Source organism: Anabaena sp. 54, assembly GCF_017355725.1.
GTDB classification, from domain to species: Bacteria; Cyanobacteriota; Cyanobacteriia; order Cyanobacteriales; family Nostocaceae; genus Dolichospermum; species Dolichospermum heterosporum.
The window spans coordinates 268,097-294,687 of sequence record NZ_JAAVWA010000002.1; the positions used below are offsets into that span (position 1 = coordinate 268,097).

23 protein-coding genes are annotated in these 26,591 nt (G+C 39.0%); 12 read left to right on the plus strand and 11 right to left on the minus strand.

Annotated features, from left to right (window positions below):
• Nucleotides 1–14: 14 nt before the first annotated feature.
• The gene (locus HEQ36_RS03755) at nt 15–716 is read left to right on the plus strand and encodes a hypothetical protein (RefSeq protein ID WP_053538142.1); all 702 of its coding nucleotides are present in this window, start codon (nt 15–17) and stop codon (nt 714–716) included.
• Nucleotides 717–737: 21 nt separating this feature from the next.
• Here HEQ36_RS03755 and HEQ36_RS03760 read toward each other — a convergent pair whose 3' ends face one another.
• The 7 genes from HEQ36_RS03760 to HEQ36_RS03790 form a co-directional block, all read right to left on the minus strand.
• Entirely contained in the window at nt 738–1,106 is a 369-nt protein-coding gene (locus HEQ36_RS03760; protein ID WP_168635127.1) for an AAA family ATPase, read from the minus strand.
• On the minus strand, nt 1,103–2,224 hold the full coding sequence (locus HEQ36_RS03765) for a DUF262 domain-containing protein (protein WP_053538140.1): 1,122 nt from the start codon (nt 2,222–2,224) through the stop codon (nt 1,103–1,105). The genes HEQ36_RS03760 and HEQ36_RS03765 overlap by 4 nt, the downstream gene beginning before the upstream one ends.
• Nucleotides 2,225–2,331: 107 nt before the next feature.
• Nucleotides 2,332–3,054 (minus strand): Uma2 family endonuclease, encoded by a 723-nt coding sequence (locus tag HEQ36_RS03770; protein ID WP_039203791.1) that lies wholly within the window; start codon nt 3,052–3,054, stop codon nt 2,332–2,334.
• A gap of 154 nt (nt 3,055–3,208) precedes the next feature.
• On the minus strand, nt 3,209–4,123 hold the full coding sequence (locus HEQ36_RS03775; RefSeq protein ID WP_168635126.1) for a methylenetetrahydrofolate reductase: 915 nt from the start codon (nt 4,121–4,123) through the stop codon (nt 3,209–3,211).
• Between the two features lie 719 nt (nt 4,124–4,842).
• Nucleotides 4,843–5,850 (minus strand): tryptophan--tRNA ligase, encoded by a 1,008-nt coding sequence (trpS, locus tag HEQ36_RS03780; protein ID WP_053538137.1) that lies wholly within the window; start codon nt 5,848–5,850, stop codon nt 4,843–4,845.
• Nucleotides 5,851–6,026: 176 nt separating this feature from the next.
• Nucleotides 6,027–6,434, minus strand: coding sequence for a type II toxin-antitoxin system HigA family antitoxin (locus tag HEQ36_RS03785; RefSeq protein ID WP_053538136.1), 408 nt, complete (start codon nt 6,432–6,434; stop codon nt 6,027–6,029).
• On the minus strand, nt 6,409–6,717 hold the full coding sequence (locus HEQ36_RS03790) for a type II toxin-antitoxin system HigB family toxin (RefSeq protein ID WP_053538135.1): 309 nt from the start codon (nt 6,715–6,717) through the stop codon (nt 6,409–6,411). Before HEQ36_RS03790 ends, HEQ36_RS03785 begins: the two co-directional genes overlap by 26 nt.
• 243 nt (nt 6,718–6,960) lie before the next feature.
• On the opposite strand from HEQ36_RS03790, the gene HEQ36_RS03795 reads away from it, so the two are divergent.
• Together HEQ36_RS03795 and HEQ36_RS03800 are read left to right on the plus strand one after the other, a co-directional pair.
• Nucleotides 6,961–8,541: a B12-binding domain-containing radical SAM protein gene (locus HEQ36_RS03795; protein ID WP_053538134.1), complete on the plus strand. Its 1,581-nt coding sequence runs from the start codon at nt 6,961–6,963 to the stop codon at nt 8,539–8,541.
• A gap of 148 nt (nt 8,542–8,689) precedes the next feature.
• A complete protein-coding gene (locus HEQ36_RS03800) occupies nt 8,690–8,872 on the plus strand; it encodes a hypothetical protein (RefSeq protein WP_039201592.1) in 183 nt (60 codons plus the stop codon).
• 444 nt (nt 8,873–9,316) lie between these two features.
• Here the strand turns inward: HEQ36_RS03800 and HEQ36_RS03805 are convergent, their stop codons facing one another.
• A complete protein-coding gene (locus tag HEQ36_RS03805; RefSeq protein ID WP_053538133.1) occupies nt 9,317–10,567 on the minus strand; it encodes a competence/damage-inducible protein A in 1,251 nt (416 codons plus the stop codon).
• Between the two features lie 158 nt (nt 10,568–10,725).
• On the opposite strand from HEQ36_RS03805, the gene HEQ36_RS03810 reads away from it, so the two are divergent.
• The 6 genes from HEQ36_RS03810 to HEQ36_RS03835 all read left to right on the plus strand — a co-directional run bounded on the left by HEQ36_RS03810 (nt 10,726) and on the right by HEQ36_RS03835 (nt 18,177).
• Nucleotides 10,726–10,932 (plus strand): hypothetical protein, encoded by a 207-nt coding sequence (locus tag HEQ36_RS03810; protein WP_053538132.1) that lies wholly within the window; start codon nt 10,726–10,728, stop codon nt 10,930–10,932.
• A 255-nt stretch (nt 10,933–11,187) separates the two neighbouring features.
• The gene (locus tag HEQ36_RS03815) at nt 11,188–11,868 is read left to right on the plus strand and encodes a uracil-DNA glycosylase (RefSeq protein WP_053538130.1); all 681 of its coding nucleotides are present in this window, start codon (nt 11,188–11,190) and stop codon (nt 11,866–11,868) included.
• 383 nt (nt 11,869–12,251) lie between these two features.
• On the plus strand, nt 12,252–12,470 hold the full coding sequence (locus HEQ36_RS03820; RefSeq protein ID WP_168635125.1) for a hypothetical protein: 219 nt from the start codon (nt 12,252–12,254) through the stop codon (nt 12,468–12,470).
• A 156-nt stretch (nt 12,471–12,626) separates the two neighbouring features.
• Entirely contained in the window at nt 12,627–13,502 is an 876-nt protein-coding gene (locus HEQ36_RS03825) for a Tab2/Atab2 family RNA-binding protein (protein WP_053538129.1), read from the plus strand.
• Nucleotides 13,503–13,671: 169 nt separating this feature from the next.
• Nucleotides 13,672–14,985, plus strand: coding sequence for a TldD/PmbA family protein (locus HEQ36_RS03830; protein ID WP_053538128.1), 1,314 nt, complete (start codon nt 13,672–13,674; stop codon nt 14,983–14,985).
• Between the two features lie 582 nt (nt 14,986–15,567).
• The gene (locus tag HEQ36_RS03835; RefSeq protein ID WP_168635124.1) at nt 15,568–18,177 is read left to right on the plus strand and encodes a chloride channel protein; all 2,610 of its coding nucleotides are present in this window, start codon (nt 15,568–15,570) and stop codon (nt 18,175–18,177) included.
• Nucleotides 18,178–18,291: 114 nt separating this feature from the next.
• Here HEQ36_RS03835 and HEQ36_RS03840 read toward each other — a convergent pair whose 3' ends face one another.
• Nucleotides 18,292–19,542 carry a hypothetical protein gene (locus tag HEQ36_RS03840; protein ID WP_168635123.1) on the minus strand — a complete coding sequence of 417 codons (1,251 nt, stop codon included), beginning with the start codon at nt 19,540–19,542 and terminating at the stop codon, nt 18,292–18,294.
• 1,356 nt (nt 19,543–20,898) lie between these two features.
• On the opposite strand from HEQ36_RS03840, the gene fmt reads away from it, so the two are divergent.
• Nucleotides 20,899–21,900 carry a methionyl-tRNA formyltransferase gene (gene fmt, locus HEQ36_RS03845; RefSeq protein WP_168635122.1) on the plus strand — a complete coding sequence of 334 codons (1,002 nt, stop codon included), beginning with the start codon at nt 20,899–20,901 and terminating at the stop codon, nt 21,898–21,900.
• Between the two features lie 106 nt (nt 21,901–22,006).
• On the opposite strand, the gene HEQ36_RS03850 is transcribed toward fmt, so the two are convergent.
• Nucleotides 22,007–22,357: a DUF6464 family protein gene (locus tag HEQ36_RS03850; protein ID WP_053538122.1), complete on the minus strand. Its 351-nt coding sequence runs from the start codon at nt 22,355–22,357 to the stop codon at nt 22,007–22,009.
• A 464-nt stretch (nt 22,358–22,821) separates the two neighbouring features.
• Here HEQ36_RS03850 and psaC point away from each other — a divergent pair, with 464 nt between their 5' ends.
• Nucleotides 22,822–23,067, plus strand: coding sequence for a photosystem I iron-sulfur center protein PsaC (gene psaC / locus HEQ36_RS03855; RefSeq protein ID WP_015080270.1), 246 nt, complete (start codon nt 22,822–22,824; stop codon nt 23,065–23,067).
• A 72-nt stretch (nt 23,068–23,139) separates the two neighbouring features.
• Here psaC and HEQ36_RS03860 read toward each other — a convergent pair whose 3' ends face one another.
• The gene (locus HEQ36_RS03860) at nt 23,140–23,286 is read right to left on the minus strand and encodes a hypothetical protein (protein ID WP_205748403.1); all 147 of its coding nucleotides are present in this window, start codon (nt 23,284–23,286) and stop codon (nt 23,140–23,142) included.
• Nucleotides 23,287–23,375: 89 nt separating this feature from the next.
• Between HEQ36_RS03860 and glmS the strand changes: the two genes are divergently transcribed.
• Nucleotides 23,376–25,271, plus strand: coding sequence for a glutamine--fructose-6-phosphate transaminase (isomerizing) (gene glmS / locus HEQ36_RS03865; protein ID WP_168635121.1), 1,896 nt, complete (start codon nt 23,376–23,378; stop codon nt 25,269–25,271).
• Nucleotides 25,272–26,591: the final 1,320 nt, after the last annotated feature.

The window sequence follows — 26,591 nt, forward strand, 5'->3', positions numbered from 1 at the left end:
ATGCGGATATTTTAATGAAGGTTTTATTTGAGATACTTAGCGAAATAGAACCTGTTAGAAATCAAAAACCTATTTTTACTCACAGTAGCTTTTCTGAGCGTCCTATATCACCAGCATTTACAATTCGTGACTGGTTATACCTAAAATCTAAATCCTCTCAAGGAGAAGATCAAGAAATTAGTCGAATTTTGTTAATTAAGTTAATGAATAACGGACTTCATATAGATGAAATATTAGATGCTGAGGTAGCTTACCATGAATGCCATTTTAATCATCAAGATGTTTCTGGTAGTTCTTTAGCAGGATCAGTTTATTTAAAAGGGATTTTAATTAGCTTAGAGAATGCACCAGATTTTATATGTGAATATATTCACTTAAAATGCAGTGAGGATGGCAAACTTTATAAAGAAGTAGATATTCTTAATTTAACTAATTCAATTCATGCTAAAAAATTACGTCCGCGTTATGTGGCTAGTGATAAACATACACCTGAAGGTAAAGGTATTTATCGTGGTAGAAGGGGATCTCATATGGATTTAAGTGATGAAGAAGCTCAATCAGTTCTAGATCAAGCTATTCCCAATGGTAGACAATACTATGGTTATTATCAGGGCAAATTTTATGAATTTCAGTCAGATAATGTTGGTGGGTTTCATGGTTATCTTGTAGAAGAAAAAGAAGTACCTTATAAAATAATTGAACATTTTAGACAATGATGAAAATCGCCACTGGTAATCCTATATAATTGATATTATTGATTCTATATTATTTAATTTTATAATTTTTGCTTCTTTTTTTTGTATATCATATTCAAAATTCCATAGACCTTTACTACCATTTTCCCAACCTATTTCAAACCCAATATAGTTAGCTTTTGCTCTTTCACAAAAAGCATCTTTAGCAGTACCAATATCAACCAAGATATCTTTAAGCGTTAAACCTCTATCTAATATCTTGTTTAAATAAGATTTGCGTAGAAGTAGTAATGATTGTAAAACTGAAGATTTACCTGTACTGTTTAAACCAGAAAGTAGAGTTAGAGGCCTGAATTCTAATAACTGATTTTCAAAAGCCTTGAAATTTATTAAGCGCAGAGAACTAATCATAACAATACTTCCTGAATAATTTTACCGATAGTTTCAAATCTATACTCTACTTTTTTAGCAGTTTGGGATATGGATGCAAGAAACTCTTTATCATTGTCTGTATATTCAATAAACTTGTCAATTAGTTTTTGCTTGTATTTTTTTAATTTTTCTATATCTTCATCACTCAGTTGGCTAAGATGAAATGACCAAGCTTCAAAGAGGGGCTTATTAGGTGGAAAAGTTTTATTATCTTTATGAGAAATCTTGCGAAAAGCATTCTTTCCAAGAATATCATAAGCCGCCAACATTGACTTTTTAAATTTTTCCTTAATATTTGTTAATTCTGAATTAGTGAGATTATTTATTTTAGATAAAGCTTCACTTAAAAATAAATCTCTGGAATTGTCTTTATAATCTTTATAAGATGTTAGAATAAAAGCCAGATAACCAAGTATAAATTCTCGATCATCCATACGCTTTTTTCTTTCTTCACGAAGATTAAGAACCTGCGTAAATTCATCTGAATTTGCAAGTTCTCGTAATAATTCATTGGCTTTTCCTGGGTTTAGTGCATGACGTAGTTCTTGGTTTGAAAGAGGTACACCCCCTGTTTTAATTCTTTTAAAGATATTATATTTTACTTCTGTAGGAGTACCTTTTTCAAGTAAATAAACTACGGGCTGAGTTTCCAGAATTCGTCGTTGATATCTTGGTTCTAATTCATCATAAGTTTTACCATTAAGATTTGTAAGGTATTCTAGTCCACTTAGGGTGAGTTTTTTTTCACTTTTATCACTAACAAAGTGACTCAAAGCATATAATCTTTGTAACCCATCTATAACTACCCATTTATCATCATTAGTAGCATCTATATAAAAAGCTGGTAGGGGAATGCGAATCAGAATAGACTCAATTAGTCGGCTTTGAGCATCTAGCTTCCATATATTTGCCTGACGCTGAAAATCAGGTGCTAAATCAAGTGCTTCTTTCCCAATTCGTCTTAATAATTGTTCAATTGTTGGTTGTCTCGTGGCAATATTAATTTTATCAGGATCATATTCAAAAGTAACTTTTTCATATTCTTCATCATCACTATCTTCTAAATCTAAATCTTCATTATCATTTAAATCTGTCACGGCATTGACTCCTTAATAATTCTATTCATATCCCCTCCCATCCCCATCAAATCCAAAATTTATCTTATCGCATTTTTAACCCAAAATCCCAATAATATTACATAATATTACGCTTCCGGTTCAACTCCCAAAGCCCGTAATTGTGCAGTCAAACGATTCGCTCTTTCTTCACCGGTTAATAATAAATTACCTTGCAAATCCCACCACCGCAACCAAGGTAAATCCATAGCCAGATATTCACTTTGCCATAAACCCAACTCAACACCCATAGATGTAATCGGATAATGTCCCCGTTCATTTGCTGCTAATAACTGATATTGTCCACCAATTAATTCATAAACTTCTATACTGGCTTTATTTACTTCATAAATGCCGTAAAAAGGAGTACGAATTACCTGCTCATAAATCCAAAATTTACCTTTCCAAGGAGTTTTATCTCGTTCTTCTGCACCATTCCCCGAAACAAATTCTAAAACAATTGATGGAGCAATAAATTCTTGCCAAAGGACATAGGAGCGTCGGGTTTTACCATTTAAAGAAGGTGGTACATTGGGAACATAAAACCAGTCTGGTGCTTCTGCACCTTTTTCCGGTGGTTCAGTAATACGCCAATAAATACCCAAATCCTGTCCAATAAAATATTGACCATCAGGATGAAGTTTCTTTAATACTGGTTGAATGGAGTCCGTGAGGAGAATGCTTTGTGGATGTTCTTGCCAATTTTTCACAAAAGTACCGTCCGACTCTGGTAGTTGGGTATGATCTGGAAGAGAGGTTTCTGGGTAAGGGCGTAAGTCTGAATCTTCCTGGACATCAGTTGTAAAAGTCATATATCCTCCTGCTGGTGTGAGGTTTGTTCTAGTTTAGCAAAATTAGCAATATTTAGAGACAACGACTGAATTTAAATATACGTGATCTCAAAACCCTTGTAGAGACGTTCCATGGAACGTCTCTACTAAATTCATAATTTAAGCTGTTTTCTTCCTAATTAACTTTCTCCACCCCCGCTAAATCCAAAATTGGTGCAATCAAATCTTCCCGTTTCACCGCCATAATATGCACACCCTGACATAATCCCCGCGCAGTTTGCACTTGTTCGGCGGCAATTTTCATGCCTTCTTCGAGGGGATGTTTCGCTTTTGCTAATCTCTCAATAATGTGTTCAGGAATATTCACACCGGGAACAGCCTTATTAATAAACTGGGCATTTTTTGCCGATTTCAAGAGAAAAATTCCTGCCAAAATTGGTTTATTGTAACCACAGGCAATTTTATTCATGAACTTTTCTAGTATTTCAAAATCAGTAATTAATTGACTTTGAAAAAATTGCGCCCCGGCTGCTATCTTCTTTTCAAACCGACTTTGTAAACCTGACCAACTTTTCGATTGAGGATCTACTGCTGCACCTGCAAATAAATCTAATGCACCATCAGTGAGGGGTTTTTCATTAAAATCAAAACCCTGATTCATGTTTCTAATTAACTGCAATAGTCGCACAGCTTCCAAATCAAAAACGGCTTTTGCTTGAGGATGATCACCGGCTTTTACAGGGTCGCCAGTTAAAGCTAAGATGTTGCGGATACCCAAAGCATGAGCGCCCATTAAATCTGCTTGTAATCCAATTCTATTGCGATCGCGGCAAGCAAACTGACAAATCGGTTCAATGCCATTTTGCAATAAAATCACCGAGGCTACCAAGGAAGACATCCGCATTACGGCACGGCTACCATCAGTAATATTGACAGCATGAACCCTTCCCTTAAGAGTCGCCGCCATTTCGATGGTATGGATAGGATCTCCGCCCTTGGGAGGTGCAACTTCGGCGGTAATTAAAAAGTCACCCTTTTGGGCGGCTGTGCGGAAGTTGTTAAAAGCACTAAAGCTATAAGTATCCGGCATAGTTCAAATTTATCTTGAGGTTTTCTTAAAGAGTAAAACGAATTACACATTAAAGACTAAACCTTAGTTATAGAAATATCCGGTAAACGTAAAACTCAGCGGTTTTAGCCCTGAGATAAGTAGTGAGACAGAATTAATTACACAATGTCATTGCGTAAGCGTTGCGTGGCGTTAGCCATATGGAACGAAGTGAAATGAAGCAATCGCCAGGGTTGTGATTGCTTCCCTTCGCTCGCAATGACTGTAAATATTTTTGTCCAATTACTTATAAGTGACACGGGCGGTTTTAACAGCAGTGGTATTTTATGCTAAAATGAGATTGTGAGTAAGAATAACTATCTACGTGTTGAAACATCCTAGTATCGGAGAAATCCCGGCTCCCGTGAAACAACGGTTAGGTTTAAGTCCTAACGGCAGTATTGACAAGAAAGAGCGATTAATGGCAGGTTGTGGAGCGTACCGGATCTTGGCCCAGTGATGGACTCTGAAAGCACCAAAATGATCAAAGTAGCTAGAAACCTAAGCTGGACTTAGAGTAACTAAGTAGGCGTTGTTTGACGAACGCAGCGAGAATTAGACTTTGGGTACTCCCTAATCTAAATCTGTCAGCAGAATCTCAGCGGCTTTAGCCAGTGAGAGTGTCAAATATTACTCACTCAGATATCTTTTTCAGATCCCCGACTTCTCAAAGAAGTCGGGGATCTGAACCCTGTAAAAAATTACAACGGAACAGTGAAACCCAAAGCCGCTTTCACATCTGCTAGAGTAGAGTTAGCGATCGCTCTGGCTTTCTCCCCACCATCCCGCAACACTGACTCTAAATAACCCTTATCCGCCATTACCTCCTGATATTTGTCCTGAATCGGCTTTAAAGCATGAATCGCCGTTTCTGTCAATAAAGGTTTGAACTGTCCCCAACCCATATCTGCACATTCAATCGCTACCTCTTCCTTAGTTTTTCCAGCCAGCAGCGTATACAGTGTCAATAAATTATGGCATTCTGGGCGTTCTGAATCATCAAAGGTTAAACCCTTCACCAAATCAGTTTTACAGCGTTTAATCTTCTTAGTAATCTCCTCTGGAGAGTCTAAAATATTAATTCGGCTCAATTCTGAAGGATCTGATTTTGACATTTTCCTTGTCCCATCTGTCAAACTCATCACCCTTGCACCTTCCTTTCTAATCAAAGGATCTGGTAATTTTAATACAGGTGCTTTTTTGGCAAATTGGTGATTAAACCTATTAACAATATCCCTTGTTAGTTCTAAATGTTGCTTTTGGTCTTCACCCACTGGCACTTTATCAGCTTGATAAAGGAGAATATCTGCCGCCATGAGTACAGGATAATCTAATAAACCAACACCGACATTTTCCCCTTGTTTAACAGCTTTTTCCTTAAACTGAATCATATCTTGCAACCAGTTCAGGGGGGTAATGCAATTTAGCAACCAAGTGAGTTCACTGTGTGCGGAAACGTGGGACTGAACAAAGATATGAGAGTGTTGTAAATCAATACCACAAGCTAAATATAAAGCAGCAATCTTGTAAGTATCAGCCGCTAAAGTGGCGGGATTATGCGGTACAGTGATAGCGTGTAAATCTACCACACAAAAGAAATTTTCATACTGGTCTTGAATTTCTACCCAGTTGCGAATCGCACCTAAATAGTTACCTAAGTGTAAGTTACCAGTTGGTTGAACTCCCGACAAAACGCGCTGTTTACCCATAATTATCCGTTATTTATCTCCTCTTCCCCGCTTTGTAAATGGGGCGGTTACAAGACTCATTTTAGTAGTCATTGGGAGTGATTGGGGATTAGTGATGAGGTTATTAAGAGCATCTTTCCTCTTTTTCTGACTTTTGCCAGAAGTTTCTGGAGTTACCAGGTAAGGGGAAAACTCAGTTATGCAACTAAATAAGTAGGATCAATCTGAAAAAACACAGCTAAATCTTGAATTTGTTTTTCTGTTAATTGGCGTTTACCATTAAGAATATCTAAAACTATTAACTCACTTTCTAAGATAGAAACTAAATCTTTTGGTTGCAGATTAGATTCTTCTAACAAAGCTTGAAGGAGTGCTATACCTGTTAAGGTAGGTATTATTTCATGTTGTTGTTCATAATCATAAACAAGAGTAGCAAGAACCTTCAGATAGTCTCGATCATCTTGTGTAATATTTCCTTGATCCAAAATAGAATTAATTTGATTTTGAGTAGCAATTAATTCATCTTCATTGGTAATTGGTCGAGGAGGAAATGTGGTAATTAGTTTTATATAGTAGTTACTAGGAATTTTTAAACCACTCGTCATTTTTCCAATTCTCCTTATCGTATTCAGCATGAGTGAGTACAGCACGTATAAATAAGAGTTGATACTCATAATCTATATAGGTTATCAAACGATAATGATTACCTTTGATATTAAAAACAGTAAAGTTACCAACTAAATCTGCTGATGGAAAAATTTGTCTGACATCATTAAACTTTTCCAATTGAGAATCAGATATACGTTGATACCATAGTAAAAGTCCTGATTCTGCTAGGGAGTGCTTTTCCCAAAAGTCCCTAAGTATTTTTTTGCTAATAACACGCATCAATTTAAGAAAATAATATTATAACCATTTTTAAGTAAATTTACCAAATATTTTATCTCAGATTTGAGACGTAAATAAATTTTGTTTGCTGAACTGTAATTTATCTTTACCTTATCTATTTCTTTTCTTAAATATAAAACTAAAAGAATCTGTACCTCCAGAGAGATAAAAACTAACTCATCTAACTTTTATAGTTCAAATTAAATAGGTTTTGATCAAAAACAACTCAGGGAAATATACTTAATGAAAGCTTTATTAATCTGGCCGATAATGCCTAATTCTTTTTGGTCTTATCAGGAAACCATTGATTTAGCTGGGTTACGATCTACCAATCCCCCATTAGGGTTAATCACGGTGGCAGCAATGTTACCGAGTGATTGGGAATTCAGATTAAGCGATCGCAATGTCCGTCTAGAAACAGATGCAGATTGGGAATGGTGCGATATAGTCATAATTTCTGCAATGATCATTCAGCAACAGGATTTTGGTGAATTAATTAGAAAAGGTAAGGCGTTAGGTAAAAAAGTGGCAGTGGGTGGACCATTTGCCACATCTGTACCAGAATTTGTTCTTGAAGCCGGCGCAGATTATTTAATTTTAGATGAAGGGGAAATTACTATTCCCATGTTTGTAGAGGCTTTAGAAAAGGGAGAAGAAAAAGGGATTTTTCGCGCTACAGAAAAACCCGATGTCACCACAACCCCCTTACCTCGATTTGATTTATTAGACTTAAATGCTTATATAGCCATGACGGTGCAATTTTCCCGGGGTTGTCCATTCCAATGTGAATTTTGCGATATTATTACCCTTTTCGGTCGCAAACCCCGGACAAAAACCCCAGAACAAATCCTCGCCGAATTAGATGCTTTGTATCAGATGGGTTGGTGGCGTTATGTATTTATAGTTGATGATAACTTTATTGGCAATAAACGCAATGCTAAGGTCTTTCTAAGAGCATTAATTCCCTGGATGGAAGAACGTAATTATCCTTTTGCATTATTAACAGAAGCTTCTTTAAATTTAGCAGAAGATGACGAATTACTAGAACTAATGGTAAAAGCTGGTTTTGTGCAGGTGTTTATGGGAATTGAAACCCCTGATGTAGATAGTTTAGTCGGAATTAATAAACCACAAAATACCCGCAATTCCTTAGTTGAATCCTGCCATAAAATTACTAAAGCCGGATTACAAATTATGTCTGGTTTTATCTTAGGATTTGATGGTGAAAAACCAGGTGCAGGTAAACGGATTCAAGAGTTTGTAGAAGCAACTTGTATTCCCCAAGCCCATCTTAACTTATTGCAAGCATTACCCAATACAGCCATGTGGACTCGCTTGCAAAAAGAAGGACGGTTAAGGGATGGTTTAGGTGAATTTGTGGGTTCTCAAAAAGCCTTAATGAATTTTGTTCCCACTCGGCCAATGTCGGAAATTGCCGAGGAGTTTGTTGATGCTTTTTGGAATTTATATGAACCCATGCCCTACCTAAAACGGACTTTTCGGCATTTTATGATGATGGAAGGTTGGCGGGCTAAATATGAAAGAAATTTAACAAAACCAGAGTTCCAATTTTTAATGTCTATTTGTTGGCGACAGGGATTTTTGCGTTCTACACGGTTTGTTTTTTGGCAGCAATTAATAACAATGGCACGGCAAAAACCTCATCTATTATATGATTATTTAATTGCTTTGGGTACAGGTGAACATTTTTTCAAGTTCCGTCATGAAGTCAAGGCAGAAATAGAATCAGAATTGACAGAATTTCAGCAACAAGAACAAGAACAAAAAGTAATAAGTCTACAATTAGAACCTGTAAGTAAGTAATCAATACCTTGTCCATTTTTGCTAGGTTGGGTTGCGCTGTCGCTTAACCCAACCTCGTTCAACTCGTTCCCAGTCTCTGACTGGGAATGAGTTCTAGAACCCACATTCCGCAGGTGTTTTTTGAATTTTCGGAATTATCCATAACCCAATGATAACAAGGCTTTCAGACAATGACACGCAATTCTATATTAGAGCGATCGCCGATATATTTAAAGCTCGAATCAAGTTTATTGAGAATAATGTCAATAAATTAGTTGGTTTGAGATTAAATTCATTGAATACCGACCTAGATAGCAAAAAGCATGAACTGGTTATTATGATTGGGTTTTAGCTGTTTTATGAAATTCTTTTTTTGACAAAATAACCTGCTGGGAAAAATATTTTGAGTATATTTACTCATGCTGAATGTGGGCTAGAAGGCTCTGACTTCAATGATATTAGAGGCAGAGCCTCATTAACTGCATTCCTAGTCAGAGACTAGGAACGAGATGTGGTAAAGAACTCAAGTCATCTCATTCCCAGTCTCTGACTGGGAATGAGTTTTAGAAGGCTCTGACTTCAATGATATTAGAGGCAGAGCCTCATTAACTGCATTCCTAGTCAGAGACTAGGAAATGATCGGAAAAAACCTCTGTTCTTCCCTCCCCTACTCCCCCTACATCCCCTACTCCCTCTACATCCCCTACATCCCCTACTCCCCCTACATCCCCTACATCTCCTACCCCCCTAACCCCCCCTACTTGCCTTCACCCGTCATTTTCGGGTTAACAGACCACTAGCTTGTGAGCAGATGTCGCCGCAGATGATCTAAGGCTGTATTTGCACTTACATAACGAATTAAAGACCGTCCCCGAATTGTTCCGAAGCGATGTTCAAAACTGATTACTTCATTACCAGGACCAGCTAAACCAATATAGACTAAACCCACTGGTTTGGTTTGGGTTCCCCCAGTTGGTCCAGCAATGCCTGTAATACTTAATCCCCAAGTGGTTGAGAGCCGATTTTTAACGCCAATAGCCATTTGTTCAGCTACTGTCGCACTTACCGCCCCAAATTCCTCTAAATCCTCTGGGTTGACTCCTAATAGTCCAACTTTGACAGAATTATCGTAGGCAATTACCCCACCCCAAAAGTAATCAGAACTACCGGAAATTTCCGTTAACATTTGCCCCAGTCCCCCACCGGTGCAAGATTCGGCTACAGATAGGGTTGCTCCCGCAGACTTTAAGAAATTACCAACGACAGCAGCAAGGGTGTCATTGTCAATGCCATAATAATCTAAGCCAGCGATTTCTCTTAGTTGTTTTTCAATGGGTGCAATTAAAGCTTCTGCGGTTGTTGCGTCTGTGGCTTTAGCAGAGATTCGCAGTCTGACCTCTCCCTTGCCTGCATAGGGGGCTACTGTGGGATTAGTTAAATTAAAGTAGGGGGCTACTTTTTCGGCTAAAGCAGATTCTCCAATTCCCCAAAATCTTAAACTGCGACTATAAATAATTTCCTTTCCCCAACCTTGACTTTTCAGAAAAGGTACGGCGGTTTCGGTCCACATTCGATACATTTCGCTGGGAACACCAGGGAAAGTAAAAATAGTTAATCCTGGACGGGGTTGCCAAATAATACCCGGTGCTGTTCCTGTGGGGTTGGGTAAAATTTCTGCACCTTGGGGAATTAAGGCTTGTTTGCGATTATTAGCGGACATTATTCGTCCCCGTTGGGCAAATTTTTCGGCTATATCTTCGACAATATCGGCTCGTTCTATTAAGGGAACGCCAAAAAAATCAGCGATAGTTTCGCAGGTGAGATCATCGGGTGTGGGTCCTAAACCACCTGTGAAAATGAGAATTTGTACTCTGGAAGCAGCAATTTCTATAACTTCTTTGAGTCGGTCTGGATTATCGCCGACGACGGTTTGATAGTAGTGAGGAATGCCTAACTGTGCTAATTGTTGAGCAAGATATTGGGCATTGCTGTTAAGGATATCTCCTAGCAGCATTTCTGTACCAACGCAAATAATTTCTGCACTCATGGGGGTTAAAAAGGAATTAGGAATAGGAATCTGGGAAGAACTGGTGATATTAAATACTCGCTTGAATTTTGCTTATTTCTGTACATAAATTTAATAAGTATTATAAAATTAAAGATGACGGTTTTAATCCGACTATTTGCAAAATATAAACATAAACTATGAATATTTGGGTAAATGAACAAATTGATCCTTCTGGACTGATTCACGCCTGTATTGCCTCTTGTGATGAATCTCAGGCTAGAGATTGTCATGAGTCGTTTAAGACTAATCTCACGAACTCTCAAAAGGCAGAGGGCTGGATTGCAAAATTACGAACAGTCAAATCTTGGGATGATGTGCCAGTTAATGCTTTAAAACTTGATTAATTAGAGTGTGCTGTCTGGAAAAAAGGGCGATACTTGTGATGAGGTAGACAAAGCCCCAATCTCATTCTGTCTATTAATTGATAGGATGGGTGGTAATAAGTAGGTGAACGGAAAAAACCGAAATATGTAACGAAAAGTAAAATCGCCCAAATCCTCTTCACTCTTGCCTCTTGCCTTGCCATAACGACGATTTTCAATGCTAACCTACTTATTTGCGTTAATATTCTGAAGTTTCCAGTTACCATTCTAAATTCCATGCAGCATGAGACTCAACTTAGTTTATTTGATAACTCCAGCTTAAACCAAAGAGAGCTAATTACTACAAGTAATAAAATTCCCATTCCGCCGGGAACTTATGAGAATGTAGAGGAATTGACAAAACATTGCAATGGCTGTCAGCGTTGTGCGTTAGCCCAAAACCGTACTCATGCTGTGGTTGGGCGTGGTAATCTCCAAGCCGATATTATGATTATTGGAGAAGCACCGGGGAAAAATGAGGATGAAACAGGTTTACCATTTGTGGGTAGATCAGGACAATTACTAGAAAGTATCTTAGCTTCAGTAAATTTAAGTACAGAAAGAGATATATATATTGCCAATATTTGTAAGTGTAGACCACCGGAAAACCGTGTACCGACTAATGAAGAGGCTGCTGCTTGTAAACCATATTTATTTGAGCAGATTCGCCTGGTTGACCCAAAAATTATCTTATTAACAGGTGCAACTTCTGTGAAGGGTGTGATTGGTGATAACCGTCCGATTACTAAAATTCGTGGTCAATGGTTGGAGTGGGAAGGGCGCTTATGTATGCCTATTTTTCATCCCTCTTACTTGTTGCGTAATCCTTCACGGGAAAAAGGAAAGCCTAAATGGCTCATGTGGCAAGATATACAGGTGGTTCGTGCCAAGTTTGATGAGTTGACAAACTCTATTTAGGGTTTGCTGGAAAAGTTATCTGTGAGGGCAGGGAACTCTTAACTGGGAACTCTTAACTGGGAACAGTTTTAATTTGTGTGTACACGATAGCTCCTAAAAGGCTACTCTGTACACATAAGTTATCGAATCACCATTATTCCTCAAATTACCCCACCCTAACCCTCCCCGATGCTTTGGGGAGGGAACTAATTTTTCCGGTTTCCCCCCTCGCTCACTTACATATTAGAGACTTCCAATTAAAAAAATATCCTAAAATTTCTTGTGGTGCGGGCATCTTGCCCGCTAATAATACAAGGACGGGCAAGATGCCCATCCCACATCCCACAAGATTGGATCATCTTTTTTGTGGATTTCTCTTAGAGTAAACAAATCCAAATCACCAAATGGTGATAACAAATATACAGTTAGATCCAAAAATGCGATCGCTCTTTACAAATATACGCCTTATGCGAGTTAAAAATATTGTGGTTCTATCAGGGTTTCCAGAGTTCTCTAGAACGATAATTCCAGAATCATCAACGGTATTACAAGGGTTTCAGCATTTAATTCACATAAGCCGTAATATATATCAAGCTCAAGCCCAACGCTACTGTCAAGGATAGAGACTGGATCTTCCTTTTTGGTACATTATATTGCATCTATTTTTTGTAAAAGCGTATATTGTTATTCTCCAAAATTAGTAAATATCAATGCTCCTGTAAATTGGTAAAGTTAGGAAATCACAAATATTTAAGTCATCAGATTTTTACCGCTAAAACATGGGCAGCCAGAGAAAAATGTACTGGGAACTCGATTTTTACTCCCGTCCGATTTTGGACGAAAATCAGAAAAAAGTGTGGGAAATGTTGGTGTGCGAAAGTCCTGTAGATATTGGTACACCAACGGATTCTCTGTTTCGCTATGCTAAATATTGCCCAAGTACCCAGGTAAATTCGGGTTGGCTACGGACAGCAATCCAGGAAGCGATAGAAGAAGCTGGTACAGCACCTACCAAAATCCGCTTTTTCCGCCGCCAAATGAATAACATGATCACCAAATCCTGTGAAGACGTGGGAGTACCCGCCGTACCAAGTCGGCGGACGTTGGTTCTCAACCAGTGGATACAGCAGCGAATGAAGGAAGTTTATCCCCAAGAACCAGGATATCAGGGGGTAGTTAATCCTTCGGTGCGTTTAGATAGACCCTTGCCCCAGCGATTACCAGATGCGTTGGAAGGAAAACAATGGGCTTTTGTGACTTTAGAGGCTAGTGATTTGGCGGAAATGCCGGATTGGGAAATTGGCTTTGGTGAAGCTTTTCCCCTAGAGTTGGCGCAATTATCTCCAGAAACTCGGATTCCAGGAATTTTGATTTTCTCCCCCAGGGCTTTACCCATAGCGGGTTGGATGTCTGGTTTAGAAATGGCTTATTTGCACTTTGACACCAAGCAAGGCAACAGGTTGATTTTAGAAACGGGGGCTACGGAAAGTTGGGTGGTGGCTAATATCCGCACTCCTGAACTTTTGGCAGAAGCACAGGGCTTTGCGGTAGCTAAGGAACAAGCCAATGGCGTACATTTTATTGGTGTCCAGTCCGATTCTCAATCCCAAGATTTTGCGGGCTTTTGGCTGTTACAAGAAATCAATTTGCCATGAGGGTACAAGCAGGGATAAGCTCTAAACTGGTGCAAATGAGTGTTTCTTATCTGTTCCCTGTTCCCTGTTCCCTGTTCCCTTTTTTGTAACTGTTGATGACACGCTAATGGGATAATGATGTACGTCTATTAAGCGATTTATATCCAAAATCCATAATTCATAAAGGGACATGGGTTCTGCAAATTTGTTACAAGATACACTGGCGGAACAACTGCTAGAACTTGCCCTCAAATCTGGTGCTGAGGCTGCGGAAGTATATCAGTCACGATCGCTTTCTCGACCAGTTTTTTTTGAGGCTAACCGTCTCAAACAACTAGAAACCAGTCAATCTGAGGGTACAGCCCTACGGCTATGGCGGAATGGTTGTCCCGGTTTGACGGTGGCTTATGGCGATGTTGATCCCCAAGCTATGGTGGAGAAATCTTTGGCACTGAGTCAATTAAATCCACCGGAAACAGTAGAATTAGGGACTTATGGCGAGGATTCTTACTCAGATTTAGGCACATCTGTATCCGTAGAGATGTTGATTAACTGGGGCAAAGAAGCGATCGCCTTAATTCGTGATGTCTATCCAGATATTCTTTGCCATAGTGACTGGGAATGCGATATAGAAAACACTAGACTGATCAACAGCAAAGGTTTAGATTCTCACTACACCGACACCACACTTAGCTGCTATATGTCAGCGGAATGGGTGAGAGGTGATGATTTTCTCAGTGTTGCTGATGGTCAAACTCAACGCGATAAACTCAACCCAGAGAAAGTAGCCAGCCAAATTTTACAGCGATTAAATTGGGCTAAAGAAAACATTCCTAGTCCCAGTGGTCGTAGTCCTGTATTGTTCACTTCCAAAGCAGCAGATATGCTGTGGGGAACTGTGCAATCAGCTTTGAATGGTAAACACATCTTGGAAAAAGCTTCCCCCTGGGCAGATAGATTGGGTAAACCAGTTATTGCCCCCACCCTGACCCTTTACCAAAACCCAAAAGCTGGTCCCTATAGTTGTCCCTTTGATGATGAAGGTCAACCTACCCAGTCATTGATATTTATCGAAAATGGGATTTTACGGAATTTTTATAGCGATCGCACTACTGGACAACAATTAAACAGCGGTAGCACTGGTAATGGTTTTCGCCCTGGCTTAGGTAGTTATCCCACTCCTGGATTATTTAACTTCCTGATTCAACCTGGTGATCTTTCCCTATTAGACTTGATTAAAAAGATGGATGATGGCTTAATTATCGATCAAATGTTAGGTAGTTGTAGCGGACTATCAGGTGATTTTTCCATCAATGTTGATTTGGGATATCGGGTCAAAAACGGGCAAATAATTGGCAGAGTCAAAGATACAATGGTAGCAGGTAACGTCTACACAGCCCTAAAACAAGTGGTGCAACTAGGTGGAGATGCGGATTGGAATGGTTCTTGTTATACACCATCGCTGATAGTAGAAGGACTATCCATTACTGGGAAAAATAGTTAATATTATACATCTCAGATCCCCGACTTCTTCAAGAAGTCGGGGATCTAACACAACGCAATGATATAGACGTTTGGGAAGGGTGGGGTATGAGGGGTATTGGGGGGATGGGACGAACAGGGGAAGTTGTCTCTTCTCTCGCGTCGAGACTTGTAAGTTTTAACATTTAAGAGTTACAGAAAAATATTCTGAATCAGGATAACCAGGATTAAAGGATTTACAGGATGGTAATTTATAGATGGTTTAAATGGTTTAAATTATTCAAAAACAATCATTCAAAAACATCCTAAAAAAACCAACTCCTTACCAAAAATCATCCAACAACATCCTGAAAATCCTCAAATCCTGGACATCCTGATTTAGACAGTCTAATATATATGGGCGCACAGATTTCCACTATATTTAAACGATAACTGAAACTCAAAAACTTGTCAAGAGTATTTTCAATAATTTTACCGTCTTTTCTCATCCAATCTCCTCAGTAAAAATATTTAATATTACTAAATAAGATACCCATCTAAAAAACTCAAGAAAGAGTTAGTTTTAAATTAAAATTTAAAGATTAAAAATTTAAACTTAAAATTTATGATTTCCCTGACAATGCTAACCCAGCAGTTTCGGAACTTTTGGCAACCTAGAAAGGGACTAGCCATAGCAGAAGCTTCTATAATTGGGATAGTAGCCGCTTTATCTGCGGTATTACTCAAACAAGGTTCAGGGTGGTTGGGAACATGGCGAGTGCATACAACTCACATTTTCCCAGCCTGGATATCTCTACCATTTATTGGCCTAAGTTTGGGGTTTCTTTCCGGTTGGTTAGTCCAACGATTAGCACCAGAAGCCTCTGGTAGTGGGATTCCCCAAGTCAAAGCCGCTCTGGCGAATGTGCCAATCAAGTTATCATGGAGAGTAGCTTTTGTCAAGTTAATCTCAGCAATTATCGCCTTGGGTTCAGGATTAACCTTGGGTAGACAGGGACCGACAGTCCAAGTGGGTGCGGGTTTAGCTGCGGGAATGAGTCGCTTAGTTCCCACTTCTCCAGATCATCGCCGCCAAATGATTGCCGCGGGGGCGGGGGCTGGTTTAGCAGCGGCTTTTAATGCGCCTCTAGCCGGGGTCTTATTTATTATTGAAGAATTATTACAAGATTTATCAGGTTTAACTTTAGGAACGGCAATTATCGCTTCTTTTATTGGTGGCGTGATTTCCCGTTGGTTAGGTGGTGGGAGTTTTCAACTAGACTTAAAACTGATTAATCACTCTAGCAGTTTTTCCCTATTAGAAATTCCGACTTTATTAATTTTAGGAATTTTAGCGGGTTTATTAGCAGCTTTATTTAATCAGGGATTAATTTTTAGTATTCAAGCTTATCGCCGTTTACATATTAGTTTACCTTTGCGGGTAGCAATAGCTGGTTTGGCTTCGGGTTTAATTATGTCTTTGCTACCAGAAACTTTTCGGGATAATACAGGTTTGCGGGAGTTTATGATTGCCAGTGAACCAAATATTCCTTTAGCGGGAATTGCCTTTATTGCCCAATTTATCTTAACATTAATTGCTTTTGGTTCGGGCGCACCTGGGGGATTATTTGCACCCAGTTTAATTTTAGGTTCTTGTTTAGGACATATTATTGGCGTATGTGAATTGCAAGTATTTGGATTTGGTTCACCGACTACCTACGCATTAGCCGGAATGGGGGGATTTTTTAGCGCGGTTTCTAAAGTTCCCATTACTGCAATTGTGATTGTTTTTGAAATGACGACAGACTTTAATTTAGTCTTACCTTTAATGGTGGTATCTGTGGTATCTTATCTGGTAGCGGAGAAGGTTGTTCCTGGTTCACTCTATGACAAACTTTTAAAATTAAATGGAGTTGTTATTCAAAAAAATAGTCCGACCCAAGGGATATTAACTCAGTTAACTGCTAAGGATGTGATGCAGTGCTTGGTGGAAACTTTGGAAGCAGAAATGACGGGAGATGAAGTGATTAAGGCTTTTTCTCGTTCCCATCATCGCGGTTTTCCTGTAGTAGAAAATAATAAATTAGTCGGCTTAGTTTCCCAAACTGATTTACAGAAGATTCGGAATCATCTTTTGCCCCATGAAACTCTTTTAAAAGAAATTATGACACCTAAGCCGGTGACGGTGACACCAGCAGATAGATTAAGTCATGTTCTCTATTTATTAGATAGATATCAAATTAGTCGTTTACCTGTGGTAGATGGTAAAAAATTAATTGGGATTATTACTCGCGCTGATATTATTCGTGCTGAAGCAGATCATTTGAATGGCGAAAATGGGGTGACAGGTCCCCAAGCAGAACCTTCTTATTTAGTTTACCAAACTCGATCGCCTAGTATTGGGAGAGGGAGATTATTAGTTACCATTGCTAACCCGGAAACCGCCCCCGTATTACTAGAAATGGCTGCCGCTATTGCCCGCGATCGCCATTATGAAATAGAATGTTTACAAATCATCTTAGTATCCCGTCACATTTCCCCAGCGGAAACCCCAGTCAACACCGCAAAAAGTCGCCGCTTACTCCGACAAGCCGAAAGTTTAGCCAAAAAACTGCACATTCCCATTCATACCCAAATTCGGGTCGCCCATGATGTTGCCCAAGCAATTTTAGAAACAACTAAGGAACGATACATAGATCTAATTTTCATGGGTTGGAAGGGAAATACATCTACCCCCGGCAGGATTTTTGGCAATGTTGTAGATACGGTAATTCGTCAAGCAAATTGTGATGTTGTTTTAGTAAAATTAGGCAATAATTGCCATTCATATCAACAATTTAAACGATGGTTAGTCCCTATGGCTGGGGGACCAAATGCACCCATAGCCATCAAATTATTACCAGCTTTAGTCACTTTGAAAAATGAGATAGAAATTCGCTTAACCCAAGTAGTTAAACCTGGGGAAACAGCACCTGATATGACAGTTTTAGAAGCATCTACCCGGCAATTAATGCGTCACCGTAATTTACAAGGCAATGTTGTTGCTGCATCTTTACAAGCTGAATCTGTCACCACTGGAGTAATTGAGTTGGTGAAAACTGAAGGTTTCGATGTTGTAGTCTTGGGTGCTTCCCGTGAGGGACTATTACAACAAGCCATTCAAGGAAACATCCCCGAAGCGATCGCCTCTGGTGTTGATATTACGGTAATTTTAGTCAGCAGCGCAATGTCTTAACTATGATTTATGTGATTTTAATGAGTTATTGACCATCTTTGTTCTGACAAAAAATATGCATCAAATTACATCATAAAAATCATAAAAACCATAAAAATCATAGTTTAGACACCATTATCGAGAAGCAAGCTGTGGATCTGCCCAAATGCTACCTCTTTCACCGAAAGTTACTGCCTGATCCCCTTCTGCTGAAATATCTACAGTTCTACCATCATTAGTCACTTGCAATAAAGGCCAATTTTCCTCCCCTAATTCACCAGCACGGAATAACACATTATTAGGTTGCTTTTTACTCCAACCTAACAAAATAGCTATTTTTTCGTGATCATCTTCGGATTGCACAGGACTAACTACATTGAGATGATTTTGTTGACGATTCCAAATTACAGCCTGATCTGTGGCATCTGCGGTATTAAAAATAGCCACAAATTTACGGGCTAAAAAGCGATCGCCTTTTTCAGACCAACTCACAGGCACTAATACACCCATATTTCCATCACGATCCGTTTCTACTGACAAACTAGCCTGTCTCTTTAACAGCGGATCAATTACCAAGCTAGTTGATGTCATCACCCGTAACCGCTTGGTTTGTCTATCTTCCACAAACAACACACTATTAACTCGGCTATTGTGCATTTCCGGTTTTACTTGCATTTGCACCCGACTATAAATCGCATACCTGCCATCAGGAGAAACTACAGGAATACTCCGATAGTAGCGGACACCAGAACCACCTTTCCCCCCAACCGCTTCTTGAGTAGCCAAAATCCATTGCCAAGGGATGGGGTGGGGACTACCTATAGGATCAGTTTGTGCCGTCTCTGACTCATTTTGCTGTTCACTAACAGGGATTTCTCCAGTTTTAGGTATAACTGTTGATGTTGCCAATTCCTTAGATACAGCATTCTCACTGACTGGAGAATTTAAATCAGCTTCTGCTTTTGCGTCTTGTGATTTTTGAATTAAATTAACTTGATTAACCGATGTTGGGTTTGGAAATTGTGCCACATTAACTGATGTTACAGTTTCACTAACAACATTATTCCCCACTTGATAACTTTCTCTTTCTACCCCTGAAGTCACGCCATCTTTCGGTAATGAATGTATCCCTTCACCAACGGATATTTTTCCTGTTTGAGAGTTAACTTGAGCAAATTGTAAATTTAACTGCTTAGTAGCAGAATTTTCTGTCAATTTTGGATGAGATTTGCTAATTCCCGAACTCACAATTGCTGCTTCTAATTGTTTCGCTAAGGTAGCATTAATAGATATTCCCACGAAAGGTGAAATTATAATAACTATGGCAATGTACTTGAGAAATGGTTGAACACGGAACCATCCTGACACCAAAAGGGGTTTAAGCATGATGAGACTCTCTAGGGGGCAGTTGCTAAGTGCGGGCAGTATTTATACGGAAATGGAAAAAAGCTATGACTATATGTATATCAACAAACCAAAAGCTTTTACGAGATAATTTAGAGACTTCCAAGAAATAAATTATCCCAAGAAACGAACCACAGAGGCACAGAGTACACAGAGAGAGAATTTTTGCATCAGTTTTGGGACATTTTTTTATTTGGAAGTCTCTTATTCAAATGTTGCATTGCTTTACAAAAGTTTTATTATCACCATTTACCCCCTCATAATCTTTACATAATATACAATCATGACGGGATAGAAGTTAACAGTAAATTACATCTGTTAATAAATACCATCATTATTGTCAGTTCAAGCAACATCCATATTTAATACCAGTAGAATACAGGTATGTTTATCAGGAGTGTAAATTCAAGCATTCAGCCGTCAGCACTTGATTAAGAATCGAATTGATCAGCATTCTGAATGTTAATTTACTGATGTCAGTCTCCCCCATTCAAAACCCCTAAAATCCGGTTTTGGCTGAACACCTACGTAGCCAAAATCTAGAGATGATATTAAAACTTGTCTTAGAGGTTGTTTTAAGTAGTGAGACAGAATTAATTACACAATTTTATTGCGTAAGCGTTGCGTGGCGTTAGCCATATGGAACGAAGTGAAATCAAGCAATTCCAAGGGTTGTGATTGCTTCCCTTCGCTCGCAATGACTGTAAATATTTTTTCCAATTACTTAAAAGTCTAAATTCATACTAACTGAGGCGAATATAATTCGTCAAAAAGTTTTCAAACATCCTTTTAAATCAAGTAATTTCCCAATAATATGCTTTGTTTCTGGCTGGATATAATAGCGCAGGACTTACCCGATCAGAACCTATATATTGGCAAATTCAGATTAACTGATGCACGATCAATAGTAAACAAAAACATTAAATTCATACACCAGAACAACAAACTGTAATTTACACTCGTAACCGCTGCGATTAAGCAAACACAGTCTACTTTGAACTTGGGCAATTATCGAATAATTTTGATTTAGTAGAGAAATGACCAACTCTAAAACACAGCCAGACGCACAAAATCCGTCAACAGTAGATGCAAATAATGATAGGCTTCCGAACCGAAAGCATCGCCGAACTAACTACCTGGACTATTGATAGTTTATCGAAGCTGTTTTTACTCAACTAATAGTAAACACTATACCATCAAACCATGAAAATTTATTTCCCATAATCAAAAATGCTCAACATAATTTTACTAATATTCAGATGTCGCAGTTGTCAGTGATGAGGAACACACTTACCATTAATTAATGACTCATGACTCGTAATTAATGATTAATAACTAATGAAAATAGTATTTTTTGGCACTCCAGATTTTGCGATTCCCACCTTTAAAAAACTCTTGGAAAACAGTGATTTTCAGGTACTTGCTGTAATTACCCAACCAGATAAACGCCGAGAACGTGGGAATAAACTGACACCTTCCCCCGTGAAAACCTTAGCTACAGATCATCATATTCCAGTATGGCAACCGGAAAGACTCAAAAAAGATGTTGAAACCTTAACACGACTCAAGCAAATGGAAGCTGATGTGTTTGTAGTCATTGCCTATGGACAAATATTGTCTAAAAAGATATTAGATATGCCAAAGCTGGGTTGTGTCAACGTACATGGATCAATTCTCCCTCAATATCGGGGGGCTGCGCCAATTCAGTGGAGTATCTACAATGGCGAGAAAGAAACCGGGATCACAACTATGCTGATGGATAAAGGCATGGATACAGGTGATATGCTCCTAAAAGCAAATACACCGATTGATTTACTAGATAATGCTCAGATTGTAGCAGAAAAGTTAGCGATCGCTGGTGCAGATTTACTCATAGAAACCCTATATAAACTAGAACGTCAGGAAATTACACCAACTCCTCAAGATCATGCCACAGCCACTTACGCATCTTTGATTCAAAAACCAGACTATGACTTAGACTGGGCAAAAAGTGCCATCCAATTACACAATCAAATTCGCGGCTTTTATCCTAACTGTATTGCCAGCTTCCGCAATCAACCATTGAAAATCATTGCTACTGTTCCCATAGAGTCAGCGTACATTCAAGAATTACCAGAGCAGTTACAGGAAAAAATTAACAAAATACCTAACTTATCAACTATATCAGGTCAACCTGGAGAAGTAGTAAATATTACTAAAGGACTAGGAGCAATTGTCCAAACAGGGGCAGGTTTATTACTGCTGCGGGAAGTGCAATTAACAGGTAAACGTCCCCAATCAGGATGGGATTTTGTCAATGGGACTCGATTAACTGTTGGTGAGGTAATTGGTAATGGGTAATTGGTAATGGGTAATTGGTAATGGGTAATTGGTAATTGGTGATTGGTGATTGGGTAACATCGTCTCTCCATCTGTTTCCTGTTCCCTGTTCCCTGTTCCCTGTTCCCTAATTTTCATAGAACCGACAGGATTTACATGGTCCTTCTGGGTTAACAGCACAACGGATAATTTCTGAAAGAGCATTATAATGACAAGTAGCATCACCGATAACCCAACGTCCCTCTACTAAACTTTTTTCTTCCGGTCTTTGGGCTTTTTGGACATAAATAGCGATATTGTGTAAACTATAGCGTCCTCCTCTAAGCTGATATCTATGGCAACGCTCTAAAACTGCGTAGGTTTTACCTTCAAAATCAAGATAGTTTCCCGGTTGGGGTGTCCAATCAAGTTGTAACTTACCAAGAGACTGACGCGGATGTGTCAAAATTACCTCAGTGGGTAAAGAATTTAGCTCCATGATCAGTTTATGTGATGTGATTTACATACATATAGAGTATCGCAATATTTTGGCGATATTTTTGCTTCGTTCCCCATTTTTGTAGCAACGTTTGATGAAACGTCTTTACAGGATTATAAAGTCATTTAAAAGTTAATATTCCATTACAACTTAACCAGGGCTGATCAATCTATAGAGTATAGATCACAGGTATGATAGATGACCTCCAGAAAACGACTGTTAATTTACACATCTTTACAAATTGCCATGTTTGACAGGGAGTAAGTTGGGTAAACACTAAATGGCGATGTTGCTGATTACAGCTATATAACAGCAATTTTGGGGGATAAATTAGTTAAGGTGTCTATTACATTGTTTAAAGTTATGTAGCCTTTTGCTTACAAGCTATCAAGCCCTGGGGTAAACTATGCCTTGATTATGATTATTTCACCTCAGAAGAACACCCGAAAGGAGCAGTTTTTTCAATGTCTCATACCGTAAAAATCTACGACACCTGCATTGGCTGTACACAATGCGTCCGCGCTTGTCCTACTGACGTACTAGAAATGGTTCCTTGGGATGGCTGTAAGGCTGCTCAAGTGGCTGCTTCTCCCCGCACTGAAGACTGTGTAGGTTGTAAGCGTTGTGAAACTGCTTGCCCCACCGACTTTTTGAGTATTCGCGTTTATTTAGGCGCTGAAACAACTCGCAGCATGGGCTTGGCTTACTAAGAATTTCATTTCTAAATTCTTGGTCTTTTAGCGCTGAGGAGTGAGAGCGGGAGAAACATTTAGATTCTTTCCTCATTCCTCAGCATTTTTGTTGTCAGTTGTCCGTTGTCCGTTGTTCGTTGTCAGTTGTCCGTTGTCCATTGTCCGTTGTCCATTGTCCGTTGTTATATCTATTTGTTTCCTGTTTCCTATTCCTAATAACCAATGACCAATGACCAATGACCAATAACCAATTTGCTAAAGTGGCTTATTCATTCCAGCAACTATACTTAAAATTTAATTATCCTAAAACCGGAGTGGTTTAAGCAATGTGTGGAATAGTTGGATATATAGGCACTCAGGCAGCGACAGATATTTTACTGGCTGGATTAGAGAAATTAGAATATAGAGGTTACGATTCGGCAGGAATTGCCACTATTTTGGAAGGTGACGTGCATTGTGTGCGGGCTAAGGGTAAATTACTCAATTTGCGTTCTAAACTGGAACAAATCGAAAATCCTGCCCAAATAGGGATTGGTCACACGCGCTGGGCAACTCATGGTAAACCGGAAGAGTACAATGCCCATCCTCATTTAGATACGGCACTGCGGATAGCTGTGGTACAAAATGGGATTATTGAGAATTATCGAGAGTTGCGGGAACACCTGAAGGCACTAGGACATGAATTTCGCTCAGAAACAGATACAGAGGTAATTCCTCATTTGATTGCTGAGTGTTTAAAGCATACTCCTGAAAATCCTAATTCCCCTTCGGTGTTTTTAGACGCGGTGCGAGAAGCTGTAAGTAAATTAGAGGGGGCTTATGCTGTTGCGGCTATTTCTGCTGATTACCCTGATGAGTTGATTGTAGTTCGTCAACAAGCGCCTTTAGTGATTGGGTTTGGACAGGGTGAGTTTTTCTGTGCTTCCGATACGCCGGCGATTGTTCCTTATACCCGCGCTGTGTTGTCCCTAGAGAACGGCGAAATTGCCCGGTTGACTCCTTTAGGAGTGGAAGTCTATAACTTTGCGGGAAATCGTTTGAAAAAGCATCCTCGGACTCTGAACTGGAATCCCATTATGGTGGAAAAACAGGGATTCAAACATTTTATGCTCAAGGAAATCTATGAGCAACCGGGGGTGGTGCGGGATTGTTTAGAGGCTTATTTCTCAACAGTGGAGAATGGAGAAATTACTGCGGAATCACCGGTGAAATTGGATTTACCAGCGGAATTCTACGCAGATTTAGAACAAATTCAAATTGTTGCCTGTGGTACAAGTTGGCACGCGGCATTGGTGGGTAAATATTTATTAGAACAGTTGGCAGGAATTCCAACTCAGGTACAATATGCTTCAGAGTTTCGATACGCGCCTTCACCTTTAACTGCTAATACTCTGACTGTTGGGGTGACACAATCTGGGGAAACTGCTGATACATTGGCGGCTTTGGCGATGGAAAAAGAACGCCGACAGGGGAAAGAATCTAAGTATCAAGCGCGACTTTTGGGGATTACTAATCGCCCAGAAAGTAGTTTAGGGAATATGGTGGCGAATATTATCAATACTCATGGGGGAATTGAAATTGGTGTAGCGGCGACGAAAACTTTCATAGCGCAATTGATGGCGTTTTATGCTTTGGCGCTAGATTTGGCTTATCGTCGTCAGGAGATTAGTGATTCGAGATTTGAGGAAATTCTCACGGGTTTACGGCAGTTACCAGGGGAAATTGAAGCGATTTTGGAAACTCAAGAACGTTATATTGAACATTTGGTACATGATTTTTCAGAAACAAAAGATTTTATCTTTATTGGGAGAGGAATTAATTTTCCGATTGCGTTAGAAGGGGCTTTAAAATTAAAGGAAATTAGCTATATTCACGCCGAAGGTTATCCAGCGGGAGAAATGAAACATGGACCAATTGCGTTGTTAGATGCAAAAGTTCCAGTGGTGGCGATCGCTGTTCCTGGTAATGTATATGAAAAGGTAATTTCTAATGCCCAAGAAGCAAAAGCCAGAGATTCCCGTTTAATTGGTGTAACTTCTGTAAAAGATGGAGAAGCGGCGGAAATCTTTAATGATTTAATTCCGGTTTCGGAGGTTGAGGAAATTCTTTCGCCAATTCTCACAGTAATTCCATTACAGTTGTTAGCTTATCACATTGCGGCGCGGCGTGGTTTGGATGTGGATCAGCCGAGAAATTTGGCGAAGTCGGTGACTGTGGAATAAATTTTAACATCTGGTATCCTTTAGGCAAACCACGTTGTAGAGACATTTCCTGAAAAATCTCTACATCAGCATTAAACCATCCTGTAATTGATGAGATATGTAAGGGTAAAGCAAGAGCTTCATTGGTGTCAAATTAAGCTCAAATCCCTACCACATCTCGTTCCTAGTCTCTGACTAGGAATGCAGTTGATGAGGCTCTGCCTCTAATATTATTGAAGGCAGAGCCTTCTAGAATTCATTCCCAGTCAGAGACTGGGAATGAGATGACTTGAGTTCTTTGCGGGATAGAGGTTTTACGTTAAGTTGACACCAATGTTACCCCTACGATATATCGAAGTCAAGGTAATTCATGTTGATTTAATATCAAGACTTACGCAAAATATTCCTCAAACCCTCATTTCTCCGTGTTCTCTGTGTTCTCTGTGGTTCGTTATTCCGTGACTCGTGCATAAGTCCTAAATATCACTAAAATTAATAACATTGACAGGTTGGCTACCACTTTTTTGTTAATTTGTCAATAGGGAATTTTTGCGATCGCTCAAATTAGATCATTTCTGAGCAAATTCATGGCTAAAATTGTTGAGGGAATAGTTATTAATTTTGTAAAGTTTTGTATTAGCCTGGGAAATTAATTTCTGAACCTACTGTCAATAAAGAGTTTGAGACTAACATCTTCTGAAAGATCTAAAATTGACAATAATAACCCAATTATGAAATTCTCTGAAATTATAGCAAATCGCTGAAAGTATAGCAACCTCGTTGATAAATAGAAAAGATTCTCAATTAATTATTAAGGAAATATAAAGGCAAATTGCTAAAAGTTATAAATATCAAAAGTATTATTGATTTTCTATAATTTAAACTTATCATATGATTCTGACTCCTGGCTACTGACTCCTTCTTCAATGTGTTCACCTACTTATAGGAATCCGGTTTGATTCCTGATAGCGTTCACGTAGTGTGCCGTTCGCGGTAGCGTGCCGGAGGCATCAGGCATAGCGTGGCGTTAGCCATATTTTCCGTTGATTTAGGGAACAGGGAAGAAGGATTTCAGTATGTACTGAGTTCTGTATGGCTACGCCACGCAAGCTATCAAAAATCAAATAGGAGTCCTATAGGATAAATCTAATGATATAATTCTGCCATACTTGACGATAAGTGTGGAAGATGCTTGAATATCATTTAAGGAAAAAATTTTGACTACGTGAGTCACTTTTATCTAGTTTGGTTGTCTCTAAATTTCCTTAACGGTTTTATATAAGCAATAAAACTAAATAAAAGGCGGAAAAATTCAAATTTTTATACTCATAATAAGTCAAG